The organism is Cognatiyoonia sp., assembly GCF_965661665.1.
Taxonomy (GTDB): domain Bacteria; phylum Pseudomonadota; class Alphaproteobacteria; order Rhodobacterales; family Rhodobacteraceae; genus Cognatiyoonia.
The window spans coordinates 38096-56491 of sequence record NZ_CBFIEO010000018.1 but is presented as its reverse complement, the minus strand read 5'-3'; the positions used below and the strand labels follow the sequence as shown (position 1 = coordinate 56491).

The 18396-nt window shown below is 56.8% G+C and carries 24 protein-coding genes and 1 pseudogene; 10 read left to right on the top strand and 15 right to left on the bottom strand.

Translation table 11 applies throughout. The features are described from left to right. Positions 1–282: hypothetical protein (locus ACTF5F_RS12050; RefSeq protein WP_438957114.1), on the bottom strand; the 282-nt coding region annotated here is incomplete at its 3' end. A gap of 195 nt (positions 283–477) precedes the next feature. On the opposite strand from ACTF5F_RS12050, the gene thrS reads away from it, so the two are divergent. Next, entirely contained in the window at positions 478–2424 is a 1947-nt protein-coding gene (gene thrS, locus ACTF5F_RS12045; protein ID WP_438957113.1) for a threonine--tRNA ligase, read from the top strand. A 217-nt stretch (positions 2425–2641) separates the two neighbouring features. Next, a complete protein-coding gene (locus ACTF5F_RS12040) occupies positions 2642–2944 on the top strand; it encodes a BufA1 family periplasmic bufferin-type metallophore (protein WP_438957112.1) in 303 nt (100 codons plus the stop codon). A gap of 210 nt (positions 2945–3154) precedes the next feature. Here the strand turns inward: ACTF5F_RS12040 and ACTF5F_RS12035 are convergent, their stop codons facing one another. Beyond that, the gene (locus ACTF5F_RS12035) at positions 3155–3520 is read right to left on the bottom strand and encodes a hypothetical protein (RefSeq protein ID WP_438957111.1); all 366 of its coding nucleotides are present in this window, start codon (positions 3518–3520) and stop codon (positions 3155–3157) included. Between the two features lie 44 nt (positions 3521–3564). Further along, complete coding sequence (locus ACTF5F_RS12030) at positions 3565–3894, bottom strand: arsenate reductase family protein (protein ID WP_438957110.1); 330 nt, start codon at positions 3892–3894, stop codon at positions 3565–3567. Between the two features lie 159 nt (positions 3895–4053). Here ACTF5F_RS12030 and ACTF5F_RS12025 point away from each other — a divergent pair, with 159 nt between their 5' ends. Beyond that, positions 4054–4263 carry a cold-shock protein gene (locus ACTF5F_RS12025; protein ID WP_438957109.1) on the top strand — a complete coding sequence of 70 codons (210 nt, stop codon included), beginning with the start codon at positions 4054–4056 and terminating at the stop codon, positions 4261–4263. A gap of 470 nt (positions 4264–4733) precedes the next feature. On the opposite strand, the gene ACTF5F_RS12020 is transcribed toward ACTF5F_RS12025, so the two are convergent. From ACTF5F_RS12020 to ACTF5F_RS12010, 3 genes are all read right to left on the bottom strand, one after another. After that, positions 4734–4955: a TraR/DksA family transcriptional regulator gene (locus tag ACTF5F_RS12020; RefSeq protein ID WP_438957108.1), complete on the bottom strand. Its 222-nt coding sequence runs from the start codon at positions 4953–4955 to the stop codon at positions 4734–4736. A gap of 107 nt (positions 4956–5062) precedes the next feature. Continuing rightward, positions 5063–5545 carry a dihydrofolate reductase gene (locus ACTF5F_RS12015; RefSeq protein WP_438957107.1) on the bottom strand — a complete coding sequence of 161 codons (483 nt, stop codon included), beginning with the start codon at positions 5543–5545 and terminating at the stop codon, positions 5063–5065. Further along, on the bottom strand, positions 5542–6333 hold the full coding sequence (locus ACTF5F_RS12010) for a thymidylate synthase (RefSeq protein WP_438957106.1): 792 nt from the start codon (positions 6331–6333) through the stop codon (positions 5542–5544). The genes ACTF5F_RS12015 and ACTF5F_RS12010 overlap by 4 nt, the downstream gene beginning before the upstream one ends. A 196-nt stretch (positions 6334–6529) precedes the next feature. Here ACTF5F_RS12010 and ACTF5F_RS12005 point away from each other — a divergent pair, with 196 nt between their 5' ends. The 4 genes from ACTF5F_RS12005 (at position 6530) to ACTF5F_RS11990 (ending at position 8748) form a co-directional block, all read left to right on the top strand. Continuing rightward, positions 6530–6853, top strand: a complete 324-nt coding sequence (locus ACTF5F_RS12005) for a hypothetical protein (protein WP_438957105.1) — start codon at positions 6530–6532, stop codon at positions 6851–6853. A 42-nt stretch (positions 6854–6895) separates the two neighbouring features. After that, positions 6896–7447, top strand: a complete 552-nt coding sequence (locus ACTF5F_RS12000; protein ID WP_438957104.1) for a hypothetical protein — start codon at positions 6896–6898, stop codon at positions 7445–7447. 168 nt (positions 7448–7615) lie between these two features. After that, positions 7616–8044: a VOC family protein gene (locus tag ACTF5F_RS11995; protein ID WP_438957103.1), complete on the top strand. Its 429-nt coding sequence runs from the start codon at positions 7616–7618 to the stop codon at positions 8042–8044. Between the two features lie 29 nt (positions 8045–8073). Next, the gene (locus tag ACTF5F_RS11990; RefSeq protein ID WP_438957102.1) at positions 8074–8748 is read left to right on the top strand and encodes a DUF1194 domain-containing protein; all 675 of its coding nucleotides are present in this window, start codon (positions 8074–8076) and stop codon (positions 8746–8748) included. A 9-nt stretch (positions 8749–8757) separates the two neighbouring features. Here ACTF5F_RS11990 and ACTF5F_RS11985 read toward each other — a convergent pair whose 3' ends face one another. From ACTF5F_RS11985 to ACTF5F_RS11975, 3 genes are all read right to left on the bottom strand, one after another. Next, on the bottom strand, positions 8758–9198 hold the full coding sequence (locus ACTF5F_RS11985) for a winged helix DNA-binding protein (protein WP_438957121.1): 441 nt from the start codon (positions 9196–9198) through the stop codon (positions 8758–8760). Between the two features lie 155 nt (positions 9199–9353). Continuing rightward, positions 9354–9626: a succinate dehydrogenase assembly factor 2 gene (locus ACTF5F_RS11980; RefSeq protein WP_438957101.1), complete on the bottom strand. Its 273-nt coding sequence runs from the start codon at positions 9624–9626 to the stop codon at positions 9354–9356. Continuing rightward, positions 9623–10015, bottom strand: a complete 393-nt coding sequence (locus ACTF5F_RS11975; RefSeq protein WP_438957100.1) for a helix-turn-helix domain-containing protein — start codon at positions 10013–10015, stop codon at positions 9623–9625. Before ACTF5F_RS11975 ends, ACTF5F_RS11980 begins: the two co-directional genes overlap by 4 nt. 81 nt (positions 10016–10096) lie before the next feature. On the opposite strand from ACTF5F_RS11975, the gene ACTF5F_RS11970 reads away from it, so the two are divergent. Both ACTF5F_RS11970 and ACTF5F_RS11965 read left to right on the top strand, forming a co-directional pair. Beyond that, complete coding sequence (locus ACTF5F_RS11970) at positions 10097–11299, top strand: pyridoxal phosphate-dependent aminotransferase (protein WP_438957099.1); 1203 nt, start codon at positions 10097–10099, stop codon at positions 11297–11299. A gap of 131 nt (positions 11300–11430) precedes the next feature. After that, entirely contained in the window at positions 11431–11850 is a 420-nt protein-coding gene (locus ACTF5F_RS11965; protein ID WP_438957098.1) for a hypothetical protein, read from the top strand. Positions 11851–11853: 3 nt separating this feature from the next. Here ACTF5F_RS11965 and ACTF5F_RS11960 read toward each other — a convergent pair whose 3' ends face one another. The 6 genes from ACTF5F_RS11960 to proS all read right to left on the bottom strand — a co-directional run bounded on the left by ACTF5F_RS11960 (position 11854) and on the right by proS (position 17604). Continuing rightward, positions 11854–12306, bottom strand: coding sequence for a DUF3047 domain-containing protein (locus tag ACTF5F_RS11960; protein WP_438957120.1), 453 nt, complete (start codon positions 12304–12306; stop codon positions 11854–11856). A 288-nt stretch (positions 12307–12594) separates the two neighbouring features. Further along, positions 12595–13569 (bottom strand): Ldh family oxidoreductase, encoded by a 975-nt coding sequence (locus ACTF5F_RS11955; protein WP_438957097.1) that lies wholly within the window; start codon positions 13567–13569, stop codon positions 12595–12597. Positions 13570–13583: 14 nt separating this feature from the next. Beyond that, positions 13584–14264: an ABC transporter ATP-binding protein gene (locus tag ACTF5F_RS11950; protein WP_438957096.1), complete on the bottom strand. Its 681-nt coding sequence runs from the start codon at positions 14262–14264 to the stop codon at positions 13584–13586. Next, a complete protein-coding gene (locus tag ACTF5F_RS11945) occupies positions 14257–15543 on the bottom strand; it encodes a lipoprotein-releasing ABC transporter permease subunit (protein ID WP_438957095.1) in 1287 nt (428 codons plus the stop codon). The genes ACTF5F_RS11950 and ACTF5F_RS11945 overlap by 8 nt, the downstream gene beginning before the upstream one ends. A gap of 56 nt (positions 15544–15599) precedes the next feature. Beyond that, a complete protein-coding gene (locus ACTF5F_RS11940) occupies positions 15600–16118 on the bottom strand; it encodes a DUF2937 family protein (protein WP_438957094.1) in 519 nt (172 codons plus the stop codon). A 145-nt stretch (positions 16119–16263) separates the two neighbouring features. Beyond that, positions 16264–17604 carry a proline--tRNA ligase gene (gene proS / locus ACTF5F_RS11935; protein WP_438957093.1) on the bottom strand — a complete coding sequence of 447 codons (1341 nt, stop codon included), beginning with the start codon at positions 17602–17604 and terminating at the stop codon, positions 16264–16266. Positions 17605–17922: 318 nt separating this feature from the next. Here proS and ACTF5F_RS11930 point away from each other — a divergent pair. Further along, a pseudogene (locus ACTF5F_RS11930) lies at positions 17923–18324 on the top strand (fasciclin domain-containing protein); the annotation flags it as partial. Positions 18325–18396 lie beyond the last annotated feature (72 nt).

Sequence of the window (18396 nt, the reverse complement as noted above, 5' to 3'; positions counted from 1 at the left end):
ATCCGCTGTTCCGTCAATACTGTTGCGCTCAAAATCGACATCTATACTTATATCGCCCATAACCCGTGCATCATCGATGTCGCTCACCGTTCCAGAGCCGAACCCAATATCAACTGAGTAGCGTGCGCCACCTCGGCTGGGCACTTCGACCGAAGGGTTCAGCTCACTGATGCCGCGCGTCGGGACAGCGCTAAAGGTCGGGCTGTACCGTACATTCGTTGGTCCAATTGATGCACCACAGGCAGCAAGCACGGCGAGGGAAGAAAAGGGAAGTAGTCGCATGTTGTCCTCATGTGTTGATCACGACTACGACGCACCCATCGCGTAATGCAGGCAATAACAGGGGATCGCTATCCAACAACGCTGCCCCAAACACCCCATTGACACACACCTGCAACACAGCGACAAGCTGTCCCACATCACAACCCGCAACCCGGCGTTCCGTAGGCGCCAAACAGACGAGGAGCTTGGCCAAAGATGACTCAAATTTCCCTGACATTTCCCGATGGCAACGCACGTCAATACGACGCGGGCATCACCCCTGCCGATGTTGCTGCCGACATTTCCAGTTCTCTGCGCAAAAAGGCAATCTCTGCGACTGTGAATGGTCAGCATTGGGATTTGCAGTGGCCAATCACCGAAGACGCCTCCATCGCGCTGCACACCATGAAGGATGAGGAGCATGCGCTCGAACTCGTCCGCCATGATCTTGCCCACATCATGGCCCGCGCTGTGCAGGAAATCTGGGCCGACGTCCAAGTCACCATCGGCCCAGTTATCAAAGACGGCTGGTACTATGACTTTGATCGGAAGGAGCCTTTCGTTCCCGAAGACCTCGCCCTCATTGAAAAGAAGATGAAAGAGATCATCAACAAACGTGATGAGGTCACGACCGAGATTTGGGACCGTGAAAAAGCCGTCTCTTATTACAAGGATCGCGACGAGCCTTACAAAGTCGAACTGATTGAGAGCATCCCAGGCGACGAACCGCTGCGCATGTATTGGCACGGCGATTGGCAAGACCTCTGCCGCGGCCCACACCTGCAAAACACCGGCCAAGTGCCTGCCGACGGTTTCCGCCTGATGTCCATCGCGGGTGCCTATTGGCGCGGCGACAGCGACCGCTCAATGCTGCAACGCATCTATGGTGCCGCCTTCACCAATAAAGAAGGGCTGCGGAAGCACCTCAACATGCTGGAAGAGGCCGCCAAACGCGACCACCGTAAGCTGGGCCGCGAAATGGACCTCTTCCACATGCAGGAAGAAGCGCCCGGTCAAGTGTTTTGGCACCCCAACGGCTGGACTGTCTATACTGAGCTGCAAAACTACATGCGCCGCAAGCAACGCGCAGGCGGCTATGTGGAGGTGAACACCCCGCAAGTCGTCGACCGCAAGCTTTGGGAGGCCTCTGGCCACTGGGATAAGTATCAAGAAAACATGTTCATCGTCGAAGTGGACGAAGAGCACGCTCGCGAGAAAGCGATCAACGCGCTAAAGCCCATGAATTGCCCATGCCACGTGCAGATCTTCAACCAAGGCATCAAATCCTATCGCGACCTGCCCTTGCGCATGGCGGAGTTCGGCTCCTGCGCCCGCTACGAACCCTCCGGCGCGCTCCACGGCATCATGCGCGTGCGCGGCTTTACCCAAGACGACGGCCACATCTTCTGCCGCGAAGACCAGATCGAAGCAGAGACAAAAACCTTCATCGACTTCCTCAGCGGCATTTATTCCGACCTCGGCTTTGACGACTGGACCATCAAACTCTCCACCCGTCCAGAAAAGCGGATCGGGTCGGATGAAACATGGGACATGATGGAAGAAGCGCTGGGTGCCGCCTGCAACGCGGCAGGGCATGAATTTGAAATCCTTGAAGGCGAAGGCGCGTTCTACGGTCCTAAACTGGAATTCACCCTCACCGACGCCATCGGCCGTCAGTGGCAGTGCGGCACGCTGCAAGTGGACGCAAACTTGCCCGAACGCCTCGATGCAACTTTTGTCGGCGAAGACGGTGGCAAACACCGCCCCGTCATGCTGCACCGCGCGACCCTCGGCTCGTTCGAGCGGTTCATCGGCATCCTGATCGAAGAACACGCAGGCAAGCTGCCGTTCTGGCTCGCCCCCCGCCAAGTTGTCGTCGCCACCATCATCTCTGACGCAGATGACTATGCGCATGAGGTGCTCGAGGCCCTGAAAGCGGTCGGCGTCCGGGCGGAAGCTGATCTCAGAAATGAAAAGATCAACTACAAGGTCCGCGAGCACAGCCACGGCAAGGTGCCCATCATCCTCGCCATCGGCGCGCGTGAAGTAGAAGAGAAGACCGTGAGCATCCGACGCCTTGGTGAGAACAAGACGTCTGTAACATCTCTGGCTGAGATTGTTACAGAACTAGCCAGCGCCGCCAAAGCGCCCGACCTTCTGTAACAAACACAGCCTCGAAATTGTAACAAACCCGGCGCTTCACCCCGCCGGGTTTGTTTTTTGAGCGGATTTCCCTCACCCGTCATCAGGAATCCCTCACAAACCGCTCACAGAAGCGCGAGACACAAGTTTGGAAGTATCTGCACGGCATCCCACCGCATACGGTTCACCCATCGCCAATCACGGCGGACAAGTTAGCCAACCAAAGACAGAGGAACCCATGTCCACGGTATCTAAAACACTCGTCGTCGCATCTGCAGTCGCAACAGCCATTGCTGGCATCGCAACTGGTGCGGCCGCTCAAGAAAATGAAAAGTGTTACGGCGTATCGCTGGCTGGCGAAAACGACTGTGCCGCTGGCCTAGGCACAACATGTGTAGGCACATACACAGTTGATTACCAAGGCAACGCTTGGACACTGGTTCCAACAGGCACGTGCGGCGACATCAAAGTTCCTGCAATGGCTGACGGAACTGAGCGCATGGGTTCTTTGGAAGCACTCGACCGCGACCTTCCAGCATGAGCTGAAATGCCTTGGGCATGATCGGCTTCATTGTGGTACAGTCCTAGACCGACCTTAATGCGCATGGCGGCGCATCTGATCCTAGGGTATTTGGCGCATGGTTCGATGTAGCGTCCGATGCGTTAATCCTCGATCAACGCACGTTTTGGATCCTTGGCCTACTGGTGCTGGTCTTCAAAGGCGCAGGCAGCTTTTCGCTCAATCGTGCACTTAATGTGATGTTGGGCTATCGGGCTGACGCGCCGCAATAGCAAGCAGCCCACCCAAACCGGCAAAGCCAATCGGGAAAAACGTGAAGACGTTGAACCCGAAGGCGTAATAGAAACACGCGCTCGCCAAAAGCATCGCGATGCCGCCCCAAAGCCCGCGGGAGGCAGCCACAGCACCGCCCGCGATGGCCAGAAGCGGCGCAATGAAGCTCGCGAATTGGATCAAAGCGGGGTTTTCAAAAAGACCGAGGTTTTCCGCGATTTGCGGCTGTGCCTCACTAAACTCAACATAGGCAAAGCCAAAGAAACCGATGAAAATGCCCATCAACCCTGCGATGATGCCTAGAAACGTGGCGGCGTTGCGCATGTTATTCTCCCGTACTACTCGGACCCTAGATATGCATCATTGAGCTATTCGCCAAGCCAAACTGACTGCGCGTCAGCTTTCCAACCCAGCGTCCAGCGGTTCCCATCGGTGATTACAGGGCGCTTTATCAGCGTTTGATGCGCGGTGAGGAGCGCCAGCGGATCATCGGCGCGCGCCGCCTCATCCAAGCCGCGCCAGGTGGTGGAGGCTTTGTTGAGTGCTTCTTCGCCGAACTGGTCGAGGATGGCCACCAGTTCGCCTTCCGCCACCCCATCGGCACGGACATCAATGACCTCAAACGTCAAGCCTGCTTGGGTCAGCGCTTTGATGGCTTTTCGGCAGGTTTCGCATGATTTTAAGGCAAATACGCGCATCAGGGTCCTCGAACTGGGCAATATCGCCACACCATAGCCCATCATGCGGAGTTGTCATTTGCCTTTTGTTAAAAAACACTTACCTCTTTCTCCACAAAGCCAGAAGAACTACGCCCGATCGGGGCGCTGCAAGACTGGCGCATTGATTGGAGAAAGACCATGCCGACAGGCACAGTAAAGTGGTTCAACACCACGAAGGGGTTCGGATTTATCGCGCCCGACGAAGGCGGATCAGACGTTTTTGTACATATTTCAGCCGTAGAACAGGCCGGTATGACCGGTTTGGCCGACGATCAGAAAGTGACGTTCGACTTGATCGAAGGTCGCGATGGCCGCCAGATGGCGGGCAACCTCGGCAAAGTCGAGTAACACGAGAGCGGGCGCTTTAGCCCGCCCACCTTGTCTTTACTGTCTTCTTCGAGAGATCCGAGGCGCTTTCAGGGCGCATCATCTCTTCAGCTTTGTCCGATAGGCGGTCTAGCGGATAACGCCGTATTGTCGGAAACGTCTGTTTGTCAGATTTAATCTCAGCAGCAGTTTTCATGGTCATCCCCTTACTCGGAACCAACAGCACTATCTACGAAGCTAGGTGATTATTTAACGTGCTGTCGTAGGAACGCCAAAATTGTATTCCCCACGTAGCCAAGCACCACTCGGGTTGACTCGCTGATTCCTAAACAGGAATTTATTAAAATTTCAGCATGTTAACAAAAATTGCCACAGGTTTTAACTTTCGACTTTGGTCAAAAACAATCCCAGCGGGTGCGGCGGGACGGGTTTTAGAACAAAACAAAAGCAGGAATCCGCGCACAAATTTCGCTACATTCACGCCGAATCGCCTATCCCCTGAGACAGTCCAGACAGAGCGCAATCGCAGGGTCGGCGGTAAGGCGTTTGGGCGCGATTTCCTCCCCACAATCGATGCAATAGCCGTATTCGCCCTCCGTGATGCGATTGAGGGCGGCGTGGATTCTCTGACGCTCGGAAGCGCGGCTTACAATCTCAAATTCGTCCAAAAGCTCTCTTTCACCAAACTTAAGAACAAAATTTGCATACTGCATCAACTTTACCGTGAACGATTTTTTCACCCTAAATCCAAAATTCAGCAACAAATAGACTCGCGCTCTAGTTCAGTAAAATACGCCAAACAAACGCTGAAGGTGTGCAATCACCCAACCCGCAAAAACTCCCGCATCACGCACCGTGGCCCCTCGGCATTCAGCACGATCCCCGGCTCGACTGTCCAGCCGCTTTCATCGAAAGCGGGGAAGAAGGTGTCGGCGTCGGCGATCTCCAGATCCACCTCTGTAATCAACAGGCGGTGGGCGATGGGCAGCATGGCCTCGTAGATGCCGGCGCCGCCGATGCCGTAAATGCGGGAATGACCAGCGGCGCGGCAGGCGTTGACGGCCGTCATGACTGAATTAACGGATAGGTCGGCGCGCGCAACCTCCCCCCGAGACACCACCACATTCAGGCGGTTTTTCAGGGGCTTAAAGGGCAGGCTTTCCCATGTTTTGCGGCCCATGATGAGGGCGCCGCCCATCGTCTCCCTCTGAAAAAACTTGAGGTCTTCGCTCACGTGCCACGGGATGTCGCCGTCGCGGCCAATGGCGCCGTTCGTGGCACGTCCTACGATGAGAGAGATCATACAGCCACCGGTGCTTTGATGTGGGGGTGCGGGTCGTAGCCTTCGAATTCAAAATCTTCGAGCTTGAAATCGAAGATGCTGTCGACCTTGCGATTGATGATGAGGCGCGGTGCTTCGCGTGGTTCACGGGCAAGCTGGGTTTTCACCTGCTCCACATGGTTGGAATAGATATGCGCGTCGCCCATGGTGTGGATGAACTCCCCCGCTGTGTGGCCCGTCACATGGGCGAGCATTTCCAAGAGCAGCGCGTAGGAGGCGATATTGAAGGGCACGCCGAGGAACATGTCGGCGGAGCGTTGGTAGAGTTGCAGGTGCATGGTGCCGTTCTGGACGCGGACCTGCCAGAGCGTGTGACAGGGGGGGAGCGCCATGTCGTCCACCTCGCCAGGGTTCCAGGCGGAGACGATGAGGCGGCGGCTGTCGGGGTTGGTTTTGATCTGCTCGATCAGGTTGGTAATCTGGTCGGTCGACCCGCCCGGTTTCGGGAAGCTGCGCCATTGGTGGCCATAGACAGGGCCGAGGTCGCCGTTTTCATCCGCCCATTCGTCCCAAATGGAGACGCCGTTGTCCTTGAGGTATTTGATGTTGGTGTCGCCATCGAGAAACCAGAGGAGTTCGTGGATAATGGATTTGAGGTGGAGTTTCTTGGTGGTAACAAGTGGGAAGCCGCGGCTAAGGTCATAACGACACTGCATACCGAAGTGGGAAATCGTGCCCGTGCCCGTGCGGTCATCCGATGGGATGCCCTGCTCCATCACGGTTTTGAGTGCGTTGAGGTATTCTTGCATCGTTGTCCCCTGCCCGTTGGATCAACCGGTGGCTGCTGTTGAGTCGGAAGCCACTATATCTTGAGGGAAGGTATGGCAAAACCTCGATATTTGGCAATCTTTGGCTGATGCTGCACGAGCTTTGCATTGACTTATTCTTGCCGCATCTGACTTGTACCCAAAAAAGCGACAATTAAACTGAGCGCAGGGCATTCACATGACACGTTTTCTAACGATGGCATCCTTTATCGCATTATTGGCAGCATGCGATAATCAGCATCCTTTGGATTTTGGTTTGAGTGAGGACGACACACCGGTTGATTTGCCGGATGATGAGGAACCTTTGCTAGATGATGACGGGGAAGAGGTTCCGATTGCTGGCAATGGCGTTCCGGAGGCGATCGCCGGAACTTTGGACGGTGACTCCTACGATCCGAATGCGGGGACGCTGGAAGTACGCATCAGGTCGCTCGACTCAACACCAGAGAGTGCTGTGTGTGAGCGGACCCCTGCCTTGGATGTGCCGGGCTATATTGCCTAGACCCAGCAGGAAGATCCGCTCGACAGGTTCTTTGTCTCCTATGTGCAGACCAGCGAGGATGAGGCCACGGTTGGCGCGCTTGTCATGGATGGCGGTCAGTTCCAGACGTTCATGGCTGGTACCAACTATGCGCAGGCGGGTGGCTATACCGCACCTTTGGCCAGCCAGCCGGACAAAGACTTGGTTGCTTATACCGACTATTATATTGGCATTCTGAATTTTGATGAAGTTTACACAAGCCTGTTGTTGACCCCAACGTCAGGGGTCCACGTCGGATTGCTTTCTGGGCAACCCGCTCGCGTCCAAGGCGAGGTTTTGATCAACACAGATTTTGTGAACATGAGCTTAAACGGTGGCATGTCCGAAGGAACCACGGTGGCACCAACTGTTTTGGATGCGGAATTGTCGCCTGTGTTGCTAGATGTTGGATTTGAGCCCGCAGATGTTGCTTCGGATGGCACATTCTTCGGCAACGCTAAAGTTTTGGCCGAAGATATTGGCGACACGCGCTTTGCACCGTTTGACCGCACTGATACCTCGGTCACGTTCAGTGCCGACATTGCGATCCCGCAGGCGGAATTTTTTGGATTTTAGCCGGTCGTCTCGGTTGGGTATGAGCAAACTGAATCCAACCTCGAGCAGTTTGGCAGCAGCGCTGGCACCTTTGGCCTGAACTTTCGGTCGGCGTTTTAGTCCAATCTGCATTGGCTCCGGAGCGGTCGCGCTCTAAGTTTTTGTCAAAGACGTTAGACGGAGGCTGGGATGCACTTGAAATATCTACACACCATGGTGCGCGTGAAGGATCTGGACGCGACGATGAAGTTTTTTGAACTTCTGGGGATGCGGGAGACGCGGCGGCATGACAGCGAAAGCGGTCGGTTTTCACTGATTTTCATGGCGGCGCCGGGGGATGAGGATTTCCCAGTTGAGCTGACCCACAATTGGGACGGGGATGAGGGGTTGCCTTCTGACAGTCGTCATTTTGGGCATCTGGCCTATGAGACCGATGATATCTACACGCTCTGCCAGCATCTGATGGACAATGGCGTGACGATCAACCGTCCGCCCCGCGATGGGCGTATGGCGTTTGTCCGCTCGCCTGACAATATCTCGATTGAGTTGCTGCAGAAGGGCGGTGCAAAGGACCCCGCAGAGCCTTGGGCAAGCATGGAAAATACAGGCCATTGGTAAGGCTTTTCGGCCTCTCTTTGATCTTGGGCATGCTTTTGGCGCTGCCCGCTTCGGCCTGTCGGCTGGCATTGGTTTTGGCGCTGGATGTATCGGCCTCTGTCGATGGTGATGAGGATCGGCTGCAACGCAACGGTTTGGCCGATGCGTTGCTGGCAGAAGACGTTCAGGATGCGTTTTTTGTCAGCCCTGATCCGGTTGCTTTGGCTGTGTTTGATTGGTCAGGGCCGTCAGCACAGACGCAAATCCTGCCTTGGGTGCTGATCGAGGAGCCCAATCATTTGCATCAAGTATCTGACATCATTCGACAATCTCGGCGGATCACCCGCGCGGATATGACGGCGCTTGGGCTGGCTCTGCGCTATGGGATCAACCTTTTAGCGGAGCGGCCGGAGTGTTTTGCCCACACCATTGATGTGTCGGGGGATGGTAAAAACAACTCAGGTTTCAGTCCCCGCATGATCTACAATTCGATGCCCTTTGACGGGATCACCGTAAATGGGCTTGTCATCAATGTCGAAGGCGCGGACCGCAAAGAGGGGCTGATCGACTATTTCGAACAACGTGTCATTCGCGGTCCCGCGTCTTTCGTGGAGGAGGCCAAGGGGTTTGAGGACTATGGCAACGCCATGCGCCGCAAGCTGATCCGTGAGTTGAGCAGTTTTGCCATTGGTGGGTTAGAGACCGCCATGCACCCGCCCGGTTGATCTGCGCGATCAGTAGATGTAGCGGGTTTGTTCGGTCCAGTAGCGTTCGATCCGGCGCAAGGATGATACGATATCATCCATCCCCATCAAATCGACCACACCACGACTGACAAGGCCATCGGAGTGGGTCGCGAAAAGTTTGGCGACAACATCGCGGATACCGCGGCCCTTTTGTGTCAGGCGCACGCGGACCGATCGGCGGTCAACCTCGCTCCGCTCATGATGCATATAACCGGCATCCACCAGTTTCTTGAGGTTGTAGCTGACGTTTGAGCCTTGATAGTAACCGCGGCTCTTAAACTCCCCCGCTGTCACTTCGTTTTCGCCGACGTTGAAAAGAAGCAGCGCCTGAACAGGATTAATCTCCAAAATACCGAGGCGTTCGAATTCGTCCTTGATGACATCAAGCGGCAGACGATGGAGCCATTCAACCAATGTCAGCCCTTCCAGCTAGCTGGCCATAAAAGCTGTGTCTTCTGGCAACAGCCCAGGCGTTTGAGGCACCTTGGACAGTGCGCTGTGGATGCTCATTTTCAAAAACTCCGTTCCCGTTGCTTGCAGCGGTTATGACTGGCAATCGGAAAATTAGAGTTAATCGTTGTGGATTAGTTTGGACGCGTCAGGCCGTGGGCGCCAGCGACGACGGTTTCCATCATCTGGGCGTAGTGCTCTGGCGCGGACTTTTGACCTGTGATCCAGCTGTAAATTACCAGATCGCTTTCCGACAGCAACTGGTCATAGAGGTCGAGATCGGCGTCAGAGAGGTCAGGCAGATGCTTGGTGGCGTAGTCCGAAAAGATCAGGTCCATTTCTTTGATCCCGCGCCGGATGGAGCGCATGTGCAAGCGTTTGATTTTCATATCCCGTGGCTCGGTCATGCTTGATCTCCCATCATTTTGCGCAGGCGCTTTTCTAGGAGCGCCAAGCGATCGGCCGACCGTGTCATTTCGGCGCGTAGCGTGCGCATGTCGGCCAAAATAGTTTTCAGGTCTTGGTCCATCGCGGCATCGTCGCCCACGGGCCCATCGACCCCGTCACCGTCGCCCGTCAAGAGCCACGGGATCGAGACGCTGAGCATGCCGCAGAGCATTTGCAACCTGTTGGCGCGAGGTTCTTTGAGGTCTTCCTCCCACGCGCGGATCACGCTGGTTTTTACGCCAAGCCTTTTGGCAAGGTCCGCTTGGCTCAAACTTGCCATCTCCCGCGCGGCGGCGAGCCTGTCGCCAAAGGTGGCGGCGTCTTCCGCGTACCAGTCATCAGTGCTCATTTTCCGGCCTCTTGGCTTGCAACGGGGCATTTGATGATCCTATGACATCAATCGAGTTCAATGGCCACACAGGAGCCGACAATGACTTTCCTCTCTGCGACACTAGACCGCGTCAAACCCTCGCCAACGATCGTAGTGACGACGAAGGCGGCGGAGTTGAAGGCGGCAGGGCGCGATGTGATAGGGCTTGGCGCGGGCGAGCCGGATTTTGACACGCCGGAGCATATTCAGGAGGCAGGTAAGGCTGCGATTGAGAGCGGGAAGACGCGCTATACCGCTGTCGATGGTGTGCCGGAGTTGAAGCAGGCGATCTGCGACAAGTTCAAGCGCGACAATGGTCTGAACTATGAGCCCTCTCAGGTCACTGTGGGTGCCGGCGGCAAGCAAGTGCTCTACAATGCGTTCATGGCGACACTGAACGCGGGCGATGAGGTCATCATTCCCGCCCCCTATTGGGTCAGCTACCCCGATATGGTGCTGCTCGCCGGTGGGGAGCCTGTGGTGATTGAGGCGACGTTGAAAAACCAGTTCAAGATCATGCCAGATCAGTTACGAGCTGCCATCACACCCAAGACGAAGTGGTTCTTGTTTAATTCCCCGTCGAATCCGACTGGGGCTGGGTATTCATGGGAGGAATTGAAGGCGCTCACCGACGTGCTGGTAGAGTTCCCGCATGTCTGGGTCATCACCGACGATATGTATGAACATCTGGCGTTTGGCGATTTCAAGTTCTGCACGCCGGCGCAGCTGGAGCCGAAGCTTTATAATCGGACTTTAACGGTAAATGGCGTCTCAAAAGCCTATGCGATGACAGGTTGGCGGATTGGCTATGCTGCGGGGCCGGAGATGCTGATCAAAGCGATGCGTAAAGTGCAGTCGCAATCCACCTCCAACCCCTCCTCCATCGGACAATATGCGGCGGTTGAGGCGTTGAACGGGCCGCAAGACTTTCTGGCCGACAATGCCAAGCTCTTTGAACGCCGACGGGATTTGGTGGTCGACGCGCTCAACGCCTGCCCCGGCATCACCTGCCCCCGGCCAGAAGGCGCGTTTTATGTCTATCCGTCCATTGCGGGCTGCATAGGCAAGACGACGTCCAATGGAGTTCTGATCGAAACGGACAAGGATTTCGCGACAGCGCTGCTCGAAGACACCGGCGTCGCAGTCGTGTTTGGCGCGGCCTTCGGCGTCAGCCCCAACTTTCGGGTGAGCTATGCCACCTCAGACGCAGACCTTACCGAAGCCTGCGCGCGGATCAGGACATTTTGTGACGGGTTAAAGTGATCGGGGCAGTTTAATCCTTGCTTACGTCGGACGCGTCCGGCGGAGGTATTTGAAGCGAAAGACTCTAGAGAAGTCGCACTGGTCGGGCACCGGTTTGGCTGTTTGGGTGAGGGCTCAGATGTGAGGCGAAGATGAGCGTAGAGCCTCCTGAGTATTATTTTCGGATCCGTGAGAACGGCGCAGTGGTGTTTCATGTAAATACGGAAAACCGGCAGCGGCGGATCGACATGGATCAGATCGCCGTGGTCAACGTCAACAAGCAAGAGATCAAACCGCATGGCAGCCGTGAGCTGAGTGCGGAAGATCTGGCCGCGATTGAAGCGTGGATGGAGAAGCGGATCGCGCTTCTGAAGGCGCGGACGCTCGATGATATTCACAGCGCGGTCGATCATCTGAATAAGACGACGCAATGGGCGCAGTCGAAAGCCTCTGACGAGGAGTCGGCCGAGATCACGGATACGTTGCTGATGACGATGAATGACTTGCGGACGGTCTTGGTCCGCAAGAAGGCCGATCAGGTAATGAAGGCGCAGGCCAAGAGCGACAGCTAGGCTTTAGCTCAGCGAAAGGCTTCCGATGGCGGCGTGGATCCTACAGTCGGTGTCATCGCTATCGCCAGAGACCGCGAGGCCAATGAGTGCCCCTTTCGCACCGCTAAAGGCACGGACGTAGTCCGCGGCGAGATCAACACGTTCCGAGTGGGAGCCGGTGCTGGCTTGCCGCAGCGGAATGGTGACGCCGCCAGAGCCATAGGGCGACGGGATCACCGTGCCACGGGCGTGGTTGCCGCCCCATGCGTATTGCATCACCCGCACATCATTGCTGCCAAGAAGGGAGCGAATGCCCTTGCCTTCAAGACTTGAGGCCACCGCTTCAGCGACGAAGACGAAATAGAGAGAGATGTTGCGATCATCGCCGCCTTTGCGGCTGAGGTCTGTGGGTGGGACGGATTGTTCGACGGTCCGGCTCCACGATGCGCCGCTGGCGTTCCATTCGGACGTGGGCAGCCGCGTCCATGCGATGCTGACCTATCCGTCGGAGACCATGCTGAGGGTGGAGCCGAAATTGTAGTCATTCGAGGAGAAAAGCGACAGGCGCTGTTCTTTTCAGCCATTGGCAAAGCTGACGGGGCCAGCAGAGGCCGCAGCGGCGAGGATCGTGGCGGCAAGGCTAAGGGCGAGTGTGCGCATGAGTGTCTCCGTTTATCGGGTTTCCCTATGCATTTCATAAGGCCGCAAGCATTTCACTCAGAATTGGCGCGGCTCACGCCAAAGTTAGCGGGATGTGATGGACGCTTAGCTTGCGAGCTTAGTGACAGCGGACCATAGCGCGTCGGGCACGTCGATGACTTCCATTTCTTTGCGCGCCGCACCCGGGATGCGGGCGCCGTCTTGCGCGGCGACGGCGTTGGCCACGCGGGCGAAGCGGTCAGCGAAGTGGTCGCCGTGGGTGGTGGGGTCGATGAGGATGTAGAATTGGCCAAGCCCGTGCGGTGGGCCATCTGGCAATTTCAGCCCGCCCACGTCTAGCGAGTTGACGGAACCTGTGAGACCTGCCGCCAAAAGTTCTACCATCAGTCCGAGGCCCCAGCCCTTGTAGCCGCCCGCGCTGACCAGTGCGCCTTTGAGGGCTGCCTCTGGGTCCGTTGTGGGGTCGCCGTTTTCATCAACGGCCCAGCCCAAGGGGATCTTCTCCCCCGCGGCTTTCGCCATCGTGATCTTGCCAAGGGCCACGGCGGAGGTGGAGAAATCAAAATGCATCGCGAGCTTGCCATCGCCGGGGACGGACATGGCGAAGGGGTTGGTGCCGATCACCGCCTTATTGCCGCCTGGAGGGGCAACCACAGGGGAGGCATTGGTGGCGCCGATGCCGATCAGTCCAGCGTCGGCGATTTGTTCAGTGAAATAGCCGAGCGATGTACAGGTGTGCGAATGCGCGATGGCGAGGGTTGCGACACCATTGGTGCGGGCCGCCTCGATCGCTTTTGGGAGCGCTGCGGCGAAGGCGGGTTGGGCAAAGCCAAACCGCGCGTCGGAAAAGACAGCGCCTGGGCGCGGTTGGGTCACGACAGGCTCCACCGTGCCGTTGACGCGGCCGGAGGCGAGTTGCGTGCAGTAGCTTTCCAAATAATAGAGGCCGCAGATGATATTCCCCAAGACTTCGGCGCGCACGACGGCTTTAGCAACGGCGTCGGCTTGGCTGTCGCCTGCGCCATAGGCCTGCAAGGCGGTTTTGGAGGTGTCAAAGATATCAGTGACGGCAACTTTCATCGGGGGGCCTTTCGCTAAGTTGCTACGAGCTTACCACCATCGAGCCGGACGACGCGGTCCATACGCGCCGCGAGGTCGAGGTTATGCGTCGCGATGAGGACGGCGAGGCCGCTTTCGCGGACCAAGTACATCAGCGCATCAAACACGCGGTCGGATGTTGCAGGGTCGAGGTTGCCCGTGGGTTCGTCTGCCAGCAGGAGCGCAGGTTGATTGGCAAGGGCGCGGCAGTAGGCGACGCGCTGTTGTTCACCGCCGGAGAGGGCTGCGGGGCGGTTCGCGGCGCGGTCTGCCACGCCGACGGTTTCGAGGAGAGAAAGGGCGCGCTTTTCAGCCACCGCCTGAGGGATGCCATTGGCGAGTTGCGGCAGGACGACGTTTTCGAGTGCCGAAAATTCCGGCAGCAGGTGGTGGAACTGGTAAATGAAGCCGATGTCGGCGCGACGGGCAGCAGTGCGGCGGCGGTCGCTGAGGTGGGTATTGTCTTGGCCTTTGATGGCGACTTGTCCCGCGTCAGCTGTGTCGAGCAGGCCCGCGATGTGCAGTAGCGTGGATTTCCCAGCGCCGGAAGGCGCGACGAGGGCTACGACCTCGCCCACTTTGACCGTAAGTTCAGCCCCGTCGAGGACTTGCAGCGCGTTGGGTTTGCCTGCGTTGTAGGTCTTGGCGATACGGGTGAGGGTGAGAACGTCACTCATACCGCAGTGCCTCCACCGGGTTCATGCGGGCGGCGCGGCGGGCGGGGAAGATCGTGACGATCCATGACAGGCTCAGCGACAGAATCACCGCTTTCATCACGTCCCATGCGTGCAGCTCTGCTGGAAGGCGGTAGATACCCCGTATCTCTGGATCCCAGACACCGCCGCCGGAGACGTAGTTCACGAAGCTGAAAATTGGGTCGATGTAGATCACGAAAAGGCAGCCGATAACGACACCAAGGATCGTGCCCAAGGTGCCGATCCCAGCCCCGCAGATGAAGAAGATGCGCAGGATCGACCCTTCAGTAAGTCCCATCGTCCGCAGGATGCCCACATCGCGGCCTTTGTTTTTCACCAGCATGATAAGGCCGGAAATGATGTTCATTGAGGCGACAAGGACGAGGATCGACAGGATGATGAACATCACGTTGTCTTCGACGGTGAGGGCGCGGAGGAAGGCACTGGAGCTGTCTTTCCAGGTCCAGAGAAATGCGCCTTGGCCTGCGGCAAAGGCAATTTCCGCCGAGTATTCATGAATCTCATCAGGGTTGACGACGGTGACTTCGATCTCATCCACGACGAGGTCGCGGTTCATAAAGGTTTGCGCCTCAGACAGCGGCAGATAGGCGCGGGTTTTGTCGATGTCGATGCGGCCTGCGGTGAAGATATAGACGACTTCGTAGGCGTTGGTTCGGGGTGTGATTCCTGTGGGGCCACGCGTGCCGTTGGGGTTCACCACGCGGATTTTGTCGCCGACATTTGCGCCGAGGGTACGGGCCACTTCGGACCCGATGGCGATGCCATAGTCGAAGCGGTCGAGCGAGCCTTGGCTCACCTCTGGATTGGCGATGCGGGGGATGCCGAGGATGTCTTCTTTGGTGATGCCATAAATTTCAATGCCCGTACTGGCGTTGCCGCTATTGGCAAGGACAAGACCGCGCACCAAGGGCGCGGCGCGTGTCACGCCAGGCGCTCGTTTGATCTGATCGGCCAAGGCTTCATAGTCTTGGATCAGGCGCGTGACCTGATTGGTGCCTTCGATCTGGGTATTCTTGTAAATCGTCACATGGGCGTTTGCGCCAACAATGGTGTCGACAATCTCTGCCCGAAACCCAGACCGCACAGCGAGCGTGGCGATCAGCGCGAAGACCGCGAGGGTGACACCGATCAAGCTGATCCATGTCATCACGCTTACACCACCTTCAGCGCGTTTGGCGCGGATGTAGCGCCAAGCGATCATGAATTCGAACTTTGAAAACGGGCGTGTGCTGTTGGTCATCAAATCCGCTCTTGCCATCTAGGGGCGTTAAAGCCCAGCGCTGCGGGTTTCGCAAGTCATCGGGAGATGACCGGCTCTAACCTACGCGGGGCAGGCTTACGGCGGAAAGGCCGTGCAAAGGCAGAGAGTACAGAGAGGACGACAGCAAAGCCCAAAAACCCACCAACGCCGGTGGCCAGCGCCCCTGCCCGTGTGACCGGAATCGCGGGGGAGAAGCTGTCCCATGTCGCCGCAAAAGTTTCTGCATCCGCGATGCGGTGCGGCATGGTGAGGCGAGCCATCGGTGTGGCTGAATTGAGGATGGCGAGGTGATCAGTCAAGTCCGCGTGGCGACGGAAGGTGGCGCGCATGTCGGACTGTCGGAAGGTCAGAAACTCCGTTCCCGTCATTTGCAAGAGAGCGGCATCACGTCCCAGCCCTGCTTCAAGCGCGCTATTGTCGAAATCCGAAACCACTCGGGAAAGCGCATCAACCTGACCGCCGAGGCGTTGGATATATTGCTGGGTGAACGCTGGGTATTGGCTGGCCGCAACAGCACCAGCGACCCCAGCCGCGAGGGATATTGTCTTGATCATGTCAAACCTGCTCAGGCCCTTGTTTTTTCTGTGGATACCATAATTTGGGGATTCGTGCCAAATTTTGTCGAAACATGAGTTTCGCGCCCGCCCTAGGGGGCGGGTCGGGTGCGAACCGGATCACCGTGTGATCTGTGGCAATTCTTTAGGCGCTGCCTTCGTAAATTCGTGCGATCTTGTCGACAGCCTCTGCAGGGGGCATCTCTTCACTGTCGCCAGTGCGGCGGCAGGTGACTTCGACCACGCCGTTTTTTAGACCACGCGGGCCAACGGTGATCCGCCAAGGCAGGCCGATCATGTCCATTGTGCCAAACTTCGCCCCTGCCCGTTCGTCGCGGTCATCATAGAGCGGCTCTAGCCCCAGCGCAGTGAGTTGCTTGTAGAGGTCTTCGCAGGCCGCGTCTGCCGCCTCATCGCCGGAGCGCATGTTGAGGATGCCAACATGGAATGGCGCCACACCTTCCGGCCAGATGATGCCTTTGTCGTCATGGCTCGCCTCAATAATCGCGCCCAGTAGACGAGACACACCAATGCCGTGGGAGCCCATGTGCACGTTGACCTTGCCGCCCTGCCCGTCATCGACGGCAGCATTCAAAGCGTCTGAGTATTTGGTGCCAAAATAGAAGATTTGGCCAACTTCGATCCCGCGCGCGGTCATGCGCCGCTCTTCGGGGATTTCGTTGAAGAGTGCCTCATCATGGGTTTCATCGGTGCGGGCGTATTTTGTGGTGAACTCTTCCATCACGGCAGCGCAGGCAGCTTTATCATCATAGTCGATCTCACGGTCGCCAAAGGTGAGATCGGTGACAGCGCTGTCGTAGAAGACCTCAGACTCACCCGTTTCAGCTAGCACGAGGAATTCGTGGGTATTTTCACCGCCGATTGGACCGGAATCCGCCCTCATTGGGATCGCCTTCAAGCCCATGCGTTCGTACGTCCGCAAATACGTCACCAAGTGGCGGTTGTAGGCGTGGAGCGCGTCTTCTTTCGTCAAATCGAAATTATAGCCGTCCTTCATATAGAATTCGCGGCCGCGCATTACGCCAAAGCGTGGGCGGACCTCATCCCGGAATTTCCACTGAATTTGATACATGGTCAGCGGCAAGTCTTTGTAGGATGTGACGTTGGCGCGGAAGATGTCGGTGATCAATTCTTCCGCCGTCGGTGTGAACAGCATGTCACGGTCATGGCGGTCTTTGATGCGCAGCATTTCCGCCCCATAGGCATCATAGCGACCGCTTTCGCGCCAAAGATCGGCAGACTGGATCGTCGGCATCAGCATGGGGTGGTGCCCAGCCTTGATCTGTTCCTCATGCACGATGTCTTCGATCTTTTTGAGGACTTTGTAGCCAAGCGGCAGCCACGAATAGACCCCTGCGCTGGCTTGTTTGATCATGCCAGCTTGCAGCATATAGCGGTGACTAACGATCTGCGCTTCGCGCGGCGTTTCTTTCAAAACGGGGAGGAAGTAACGGCTCATGCGCATGGCGGGGACCTTTGAATTCGTTGTTTCTGTAGGGTTTAGGGCGCACCATCGGCACTGACAAGACGTCGCACGTCCGTAGGCGCCTTTTGGATCAAAGATTTCGTGTAATTAACAAGCGCACGAGGGAAGTGACCAAAGGTCACGCTGCCCCCGTAATGCCTTTCACATGCCAACGAGGAGAGTGGCCTCACAAACAAAAGGGACCACATCATGTCTATTAAATCTATCATCGCTGTTGTGGCCACTGCTACGACGTTCGCTGGCGCTGCCAACGCTGCCTCCATCGCTGAGATCGCGTCTGGCGATTAGCGTTTCTGAACTCTTGTTGCTGCGGTATCCGCTGCTGGCCTCGTTGATACGCTCGTAGGCCCAGGCAACTTCACCGTTTACGCGCCAGTCAACGATGCATTCGCAGCGCTGCCAGAAGGCACTATTGAGACATTGCTGCAGCCATAGAACAAGGACCAGCTAACCAACGTGCTGCTCTACCATGTGGACGACCGCGTGCTGAAGTCCAACATGTTTGCGTCCGGTGCGAACTATTACAAGCCGATCCTCGAGTCCGAGCGTCTGTGCATCACAGCATCTGACGGCGTCACAATCGCTGACGGCACTGACGAAGTCGCAAACTTTGTGATCGCGGACATCATGGCCGACAACGGTGTCATCCATGTCATCGACAAGGTTCTGCTGCCAGGTACCTGCCCAGCTTGCTACTAATATGATCTAAGAGTGTTCCCTCAGGGGGCCACTCTTCGCAACCGATTGAGGTTGCTTTGGCTTTCTCTCTTG

What these genes read in the sequence shown, in the direction of transcription:
- thrS (WP_438957113.1), top strand. Translation starts at nt 478, where the DNA reads ATGACTCAAATTTCCCTGACATTTCCCGATGGCAACGCACGTCAATAC.
- ACTF5F_RS12040 (WP_438957112.1), top strand. Translation starts at nt 2,642, where the DNA reads ATGTCCACGGTATCTAAAACACTCGTCGTCGCATCTGCAGTCGCAACA.
- ACTF5F_RS12035 (WP_438957111.1), bottom strand. Translation starts at nt 3,520, where the DNA reads ATGCGCAACGCCGCCACGTTTCTAGGCATCATCGCAGGGTTGATGGGC.
- ACTF5F_RS12030 (WP_438957110.1), bottom strand. Translation starts at nt 3,894, where the DNA reads ATGCGCGTATTTGCCTTAAAATCATGCGAAACCTGCCGAAAAGCCATC.
- ACTF5F_RS12025 (WP_438957109.1), top strand. Translation starts at nt 4,054, where the DNA reads ATGCCGACAGGCACAGTAAAGTGGTTCAACACCACGAAGGGGTTCGGA.
- ACTF5F_RS12020 (WP_438957108.1), bottom strand. Translation starts at nt 4,955, where the DNA reads ATGCAGTATGCAAATTTTGTTCTTAAGTTTGGTGAAAGAGAGCTTTTG.
- ACTF5F_RS12015 (WP_438957107.1), bottom strand. Translation starts at nt 5,545, where the DNA reads ATGATCTCTCTCATCGTAGGACGTGCCACGAACGGCGCCATTGGCCGC.
- ACTF5F_RS12010 (WP_438957106.1), bottom strand. Translation starts at nt 6,333, where the DNA reads ATGCAAGAATACCTCAACGCACTCAAAACCGTGATGGAGCAGGGCATC.
- ACTF5F_RS12005 (WP_438957105.1), top strand. Translation starts at nt 6,530, where the DNA reads ATGACACGTTTTCTAACGATGGCATCCTTTATCGCATTATTGGCAGCA.
- ACTF5F_RS11995 (WP_438957103.1), top strand. Translation starts at nt 7,616, where the DNA reads ATGCACTTGAAATATCTACACACCATGGTGCGCGTGAAGGATCTGGAC.
- ACTF5F_RS11990 (WP_438957102.1), top strand. Translation starts at nt 8,074, where the DNA reads ATGCTTTTGGCGCTGCCCGCTTCGGCCTGTCGGCTGGCATTGGTTTTG.
- ACTF5F_RS11980 (WP_438957101.1), bottom strand. Translation starts at nt 9,626, where the DNA reads ATGACCGAGCCACGGGATATGAAAATCAAACGCTTGCACATGCGCTCC.
- ACTF5F_RS11975 (WP_438957100.1), bottom strand. Translation starts at nt 10,015, where the DNA reads ATGAGCACTGATGACTGGTACGCGGAAGACGCCGCCACCTTTGGCGAC.
- ACTF5F_RS11970 (WP_438957099.1), top strand. Translation starts at nt 10,097, where the DNA reads ATGACTTTCCTCTCTGCGACACTAGACCGCGTCAAACCCTCGCCAACG.
- ACTF5F_RS11965 (WP_438957098.1), top strand. Translation starts at nt 11,431, where the DNA reads ATGAGCGTAGAGCCTCCTGAGTATTATTTTCGGATCCGTGAGAACGGC.
- ACTF5F_RS11955 (WP_438957097.1), bottom strand. Translation starts at nt 13,569, where the DNA reads ATGAAAGTTGCCGTCACTGATATCTTTGACACCTCCAAAACCGCCTTG.
- ACTF5F_RS11950 (WP_438957096.1), bottom strand. Translation starts at nt 14,264, where the DNA reads ATGAGTGACGTTCTCACCCTCACCCGTATCGCCAAGACCTACAACGCA.
- ACTF5F_RS11945 (WP_438957095.1), bottom strand. Translation starts at nt 15,543, where the DNA reads ATGACCAACAGCACACGCCCGTTTTCAAAGTTCGAATTCATGATCGCT.
- ACTF5F_RS11940 (WP_438957094.1), bottom strand. Translation starts at nt 16,118, where the DNA reads ATGATCAAGACAATATCCCTCGCGGCTGGGGTCGCTGGTGCTGTTGCG.
- proS (WP_438957093.1), bottom strand. Translation starts at nt 17,604, where the DNA reads ATGCGCATGAGCCGTTACTTCCTCCCCGTTTTGAAAGAAACGCCGCGC.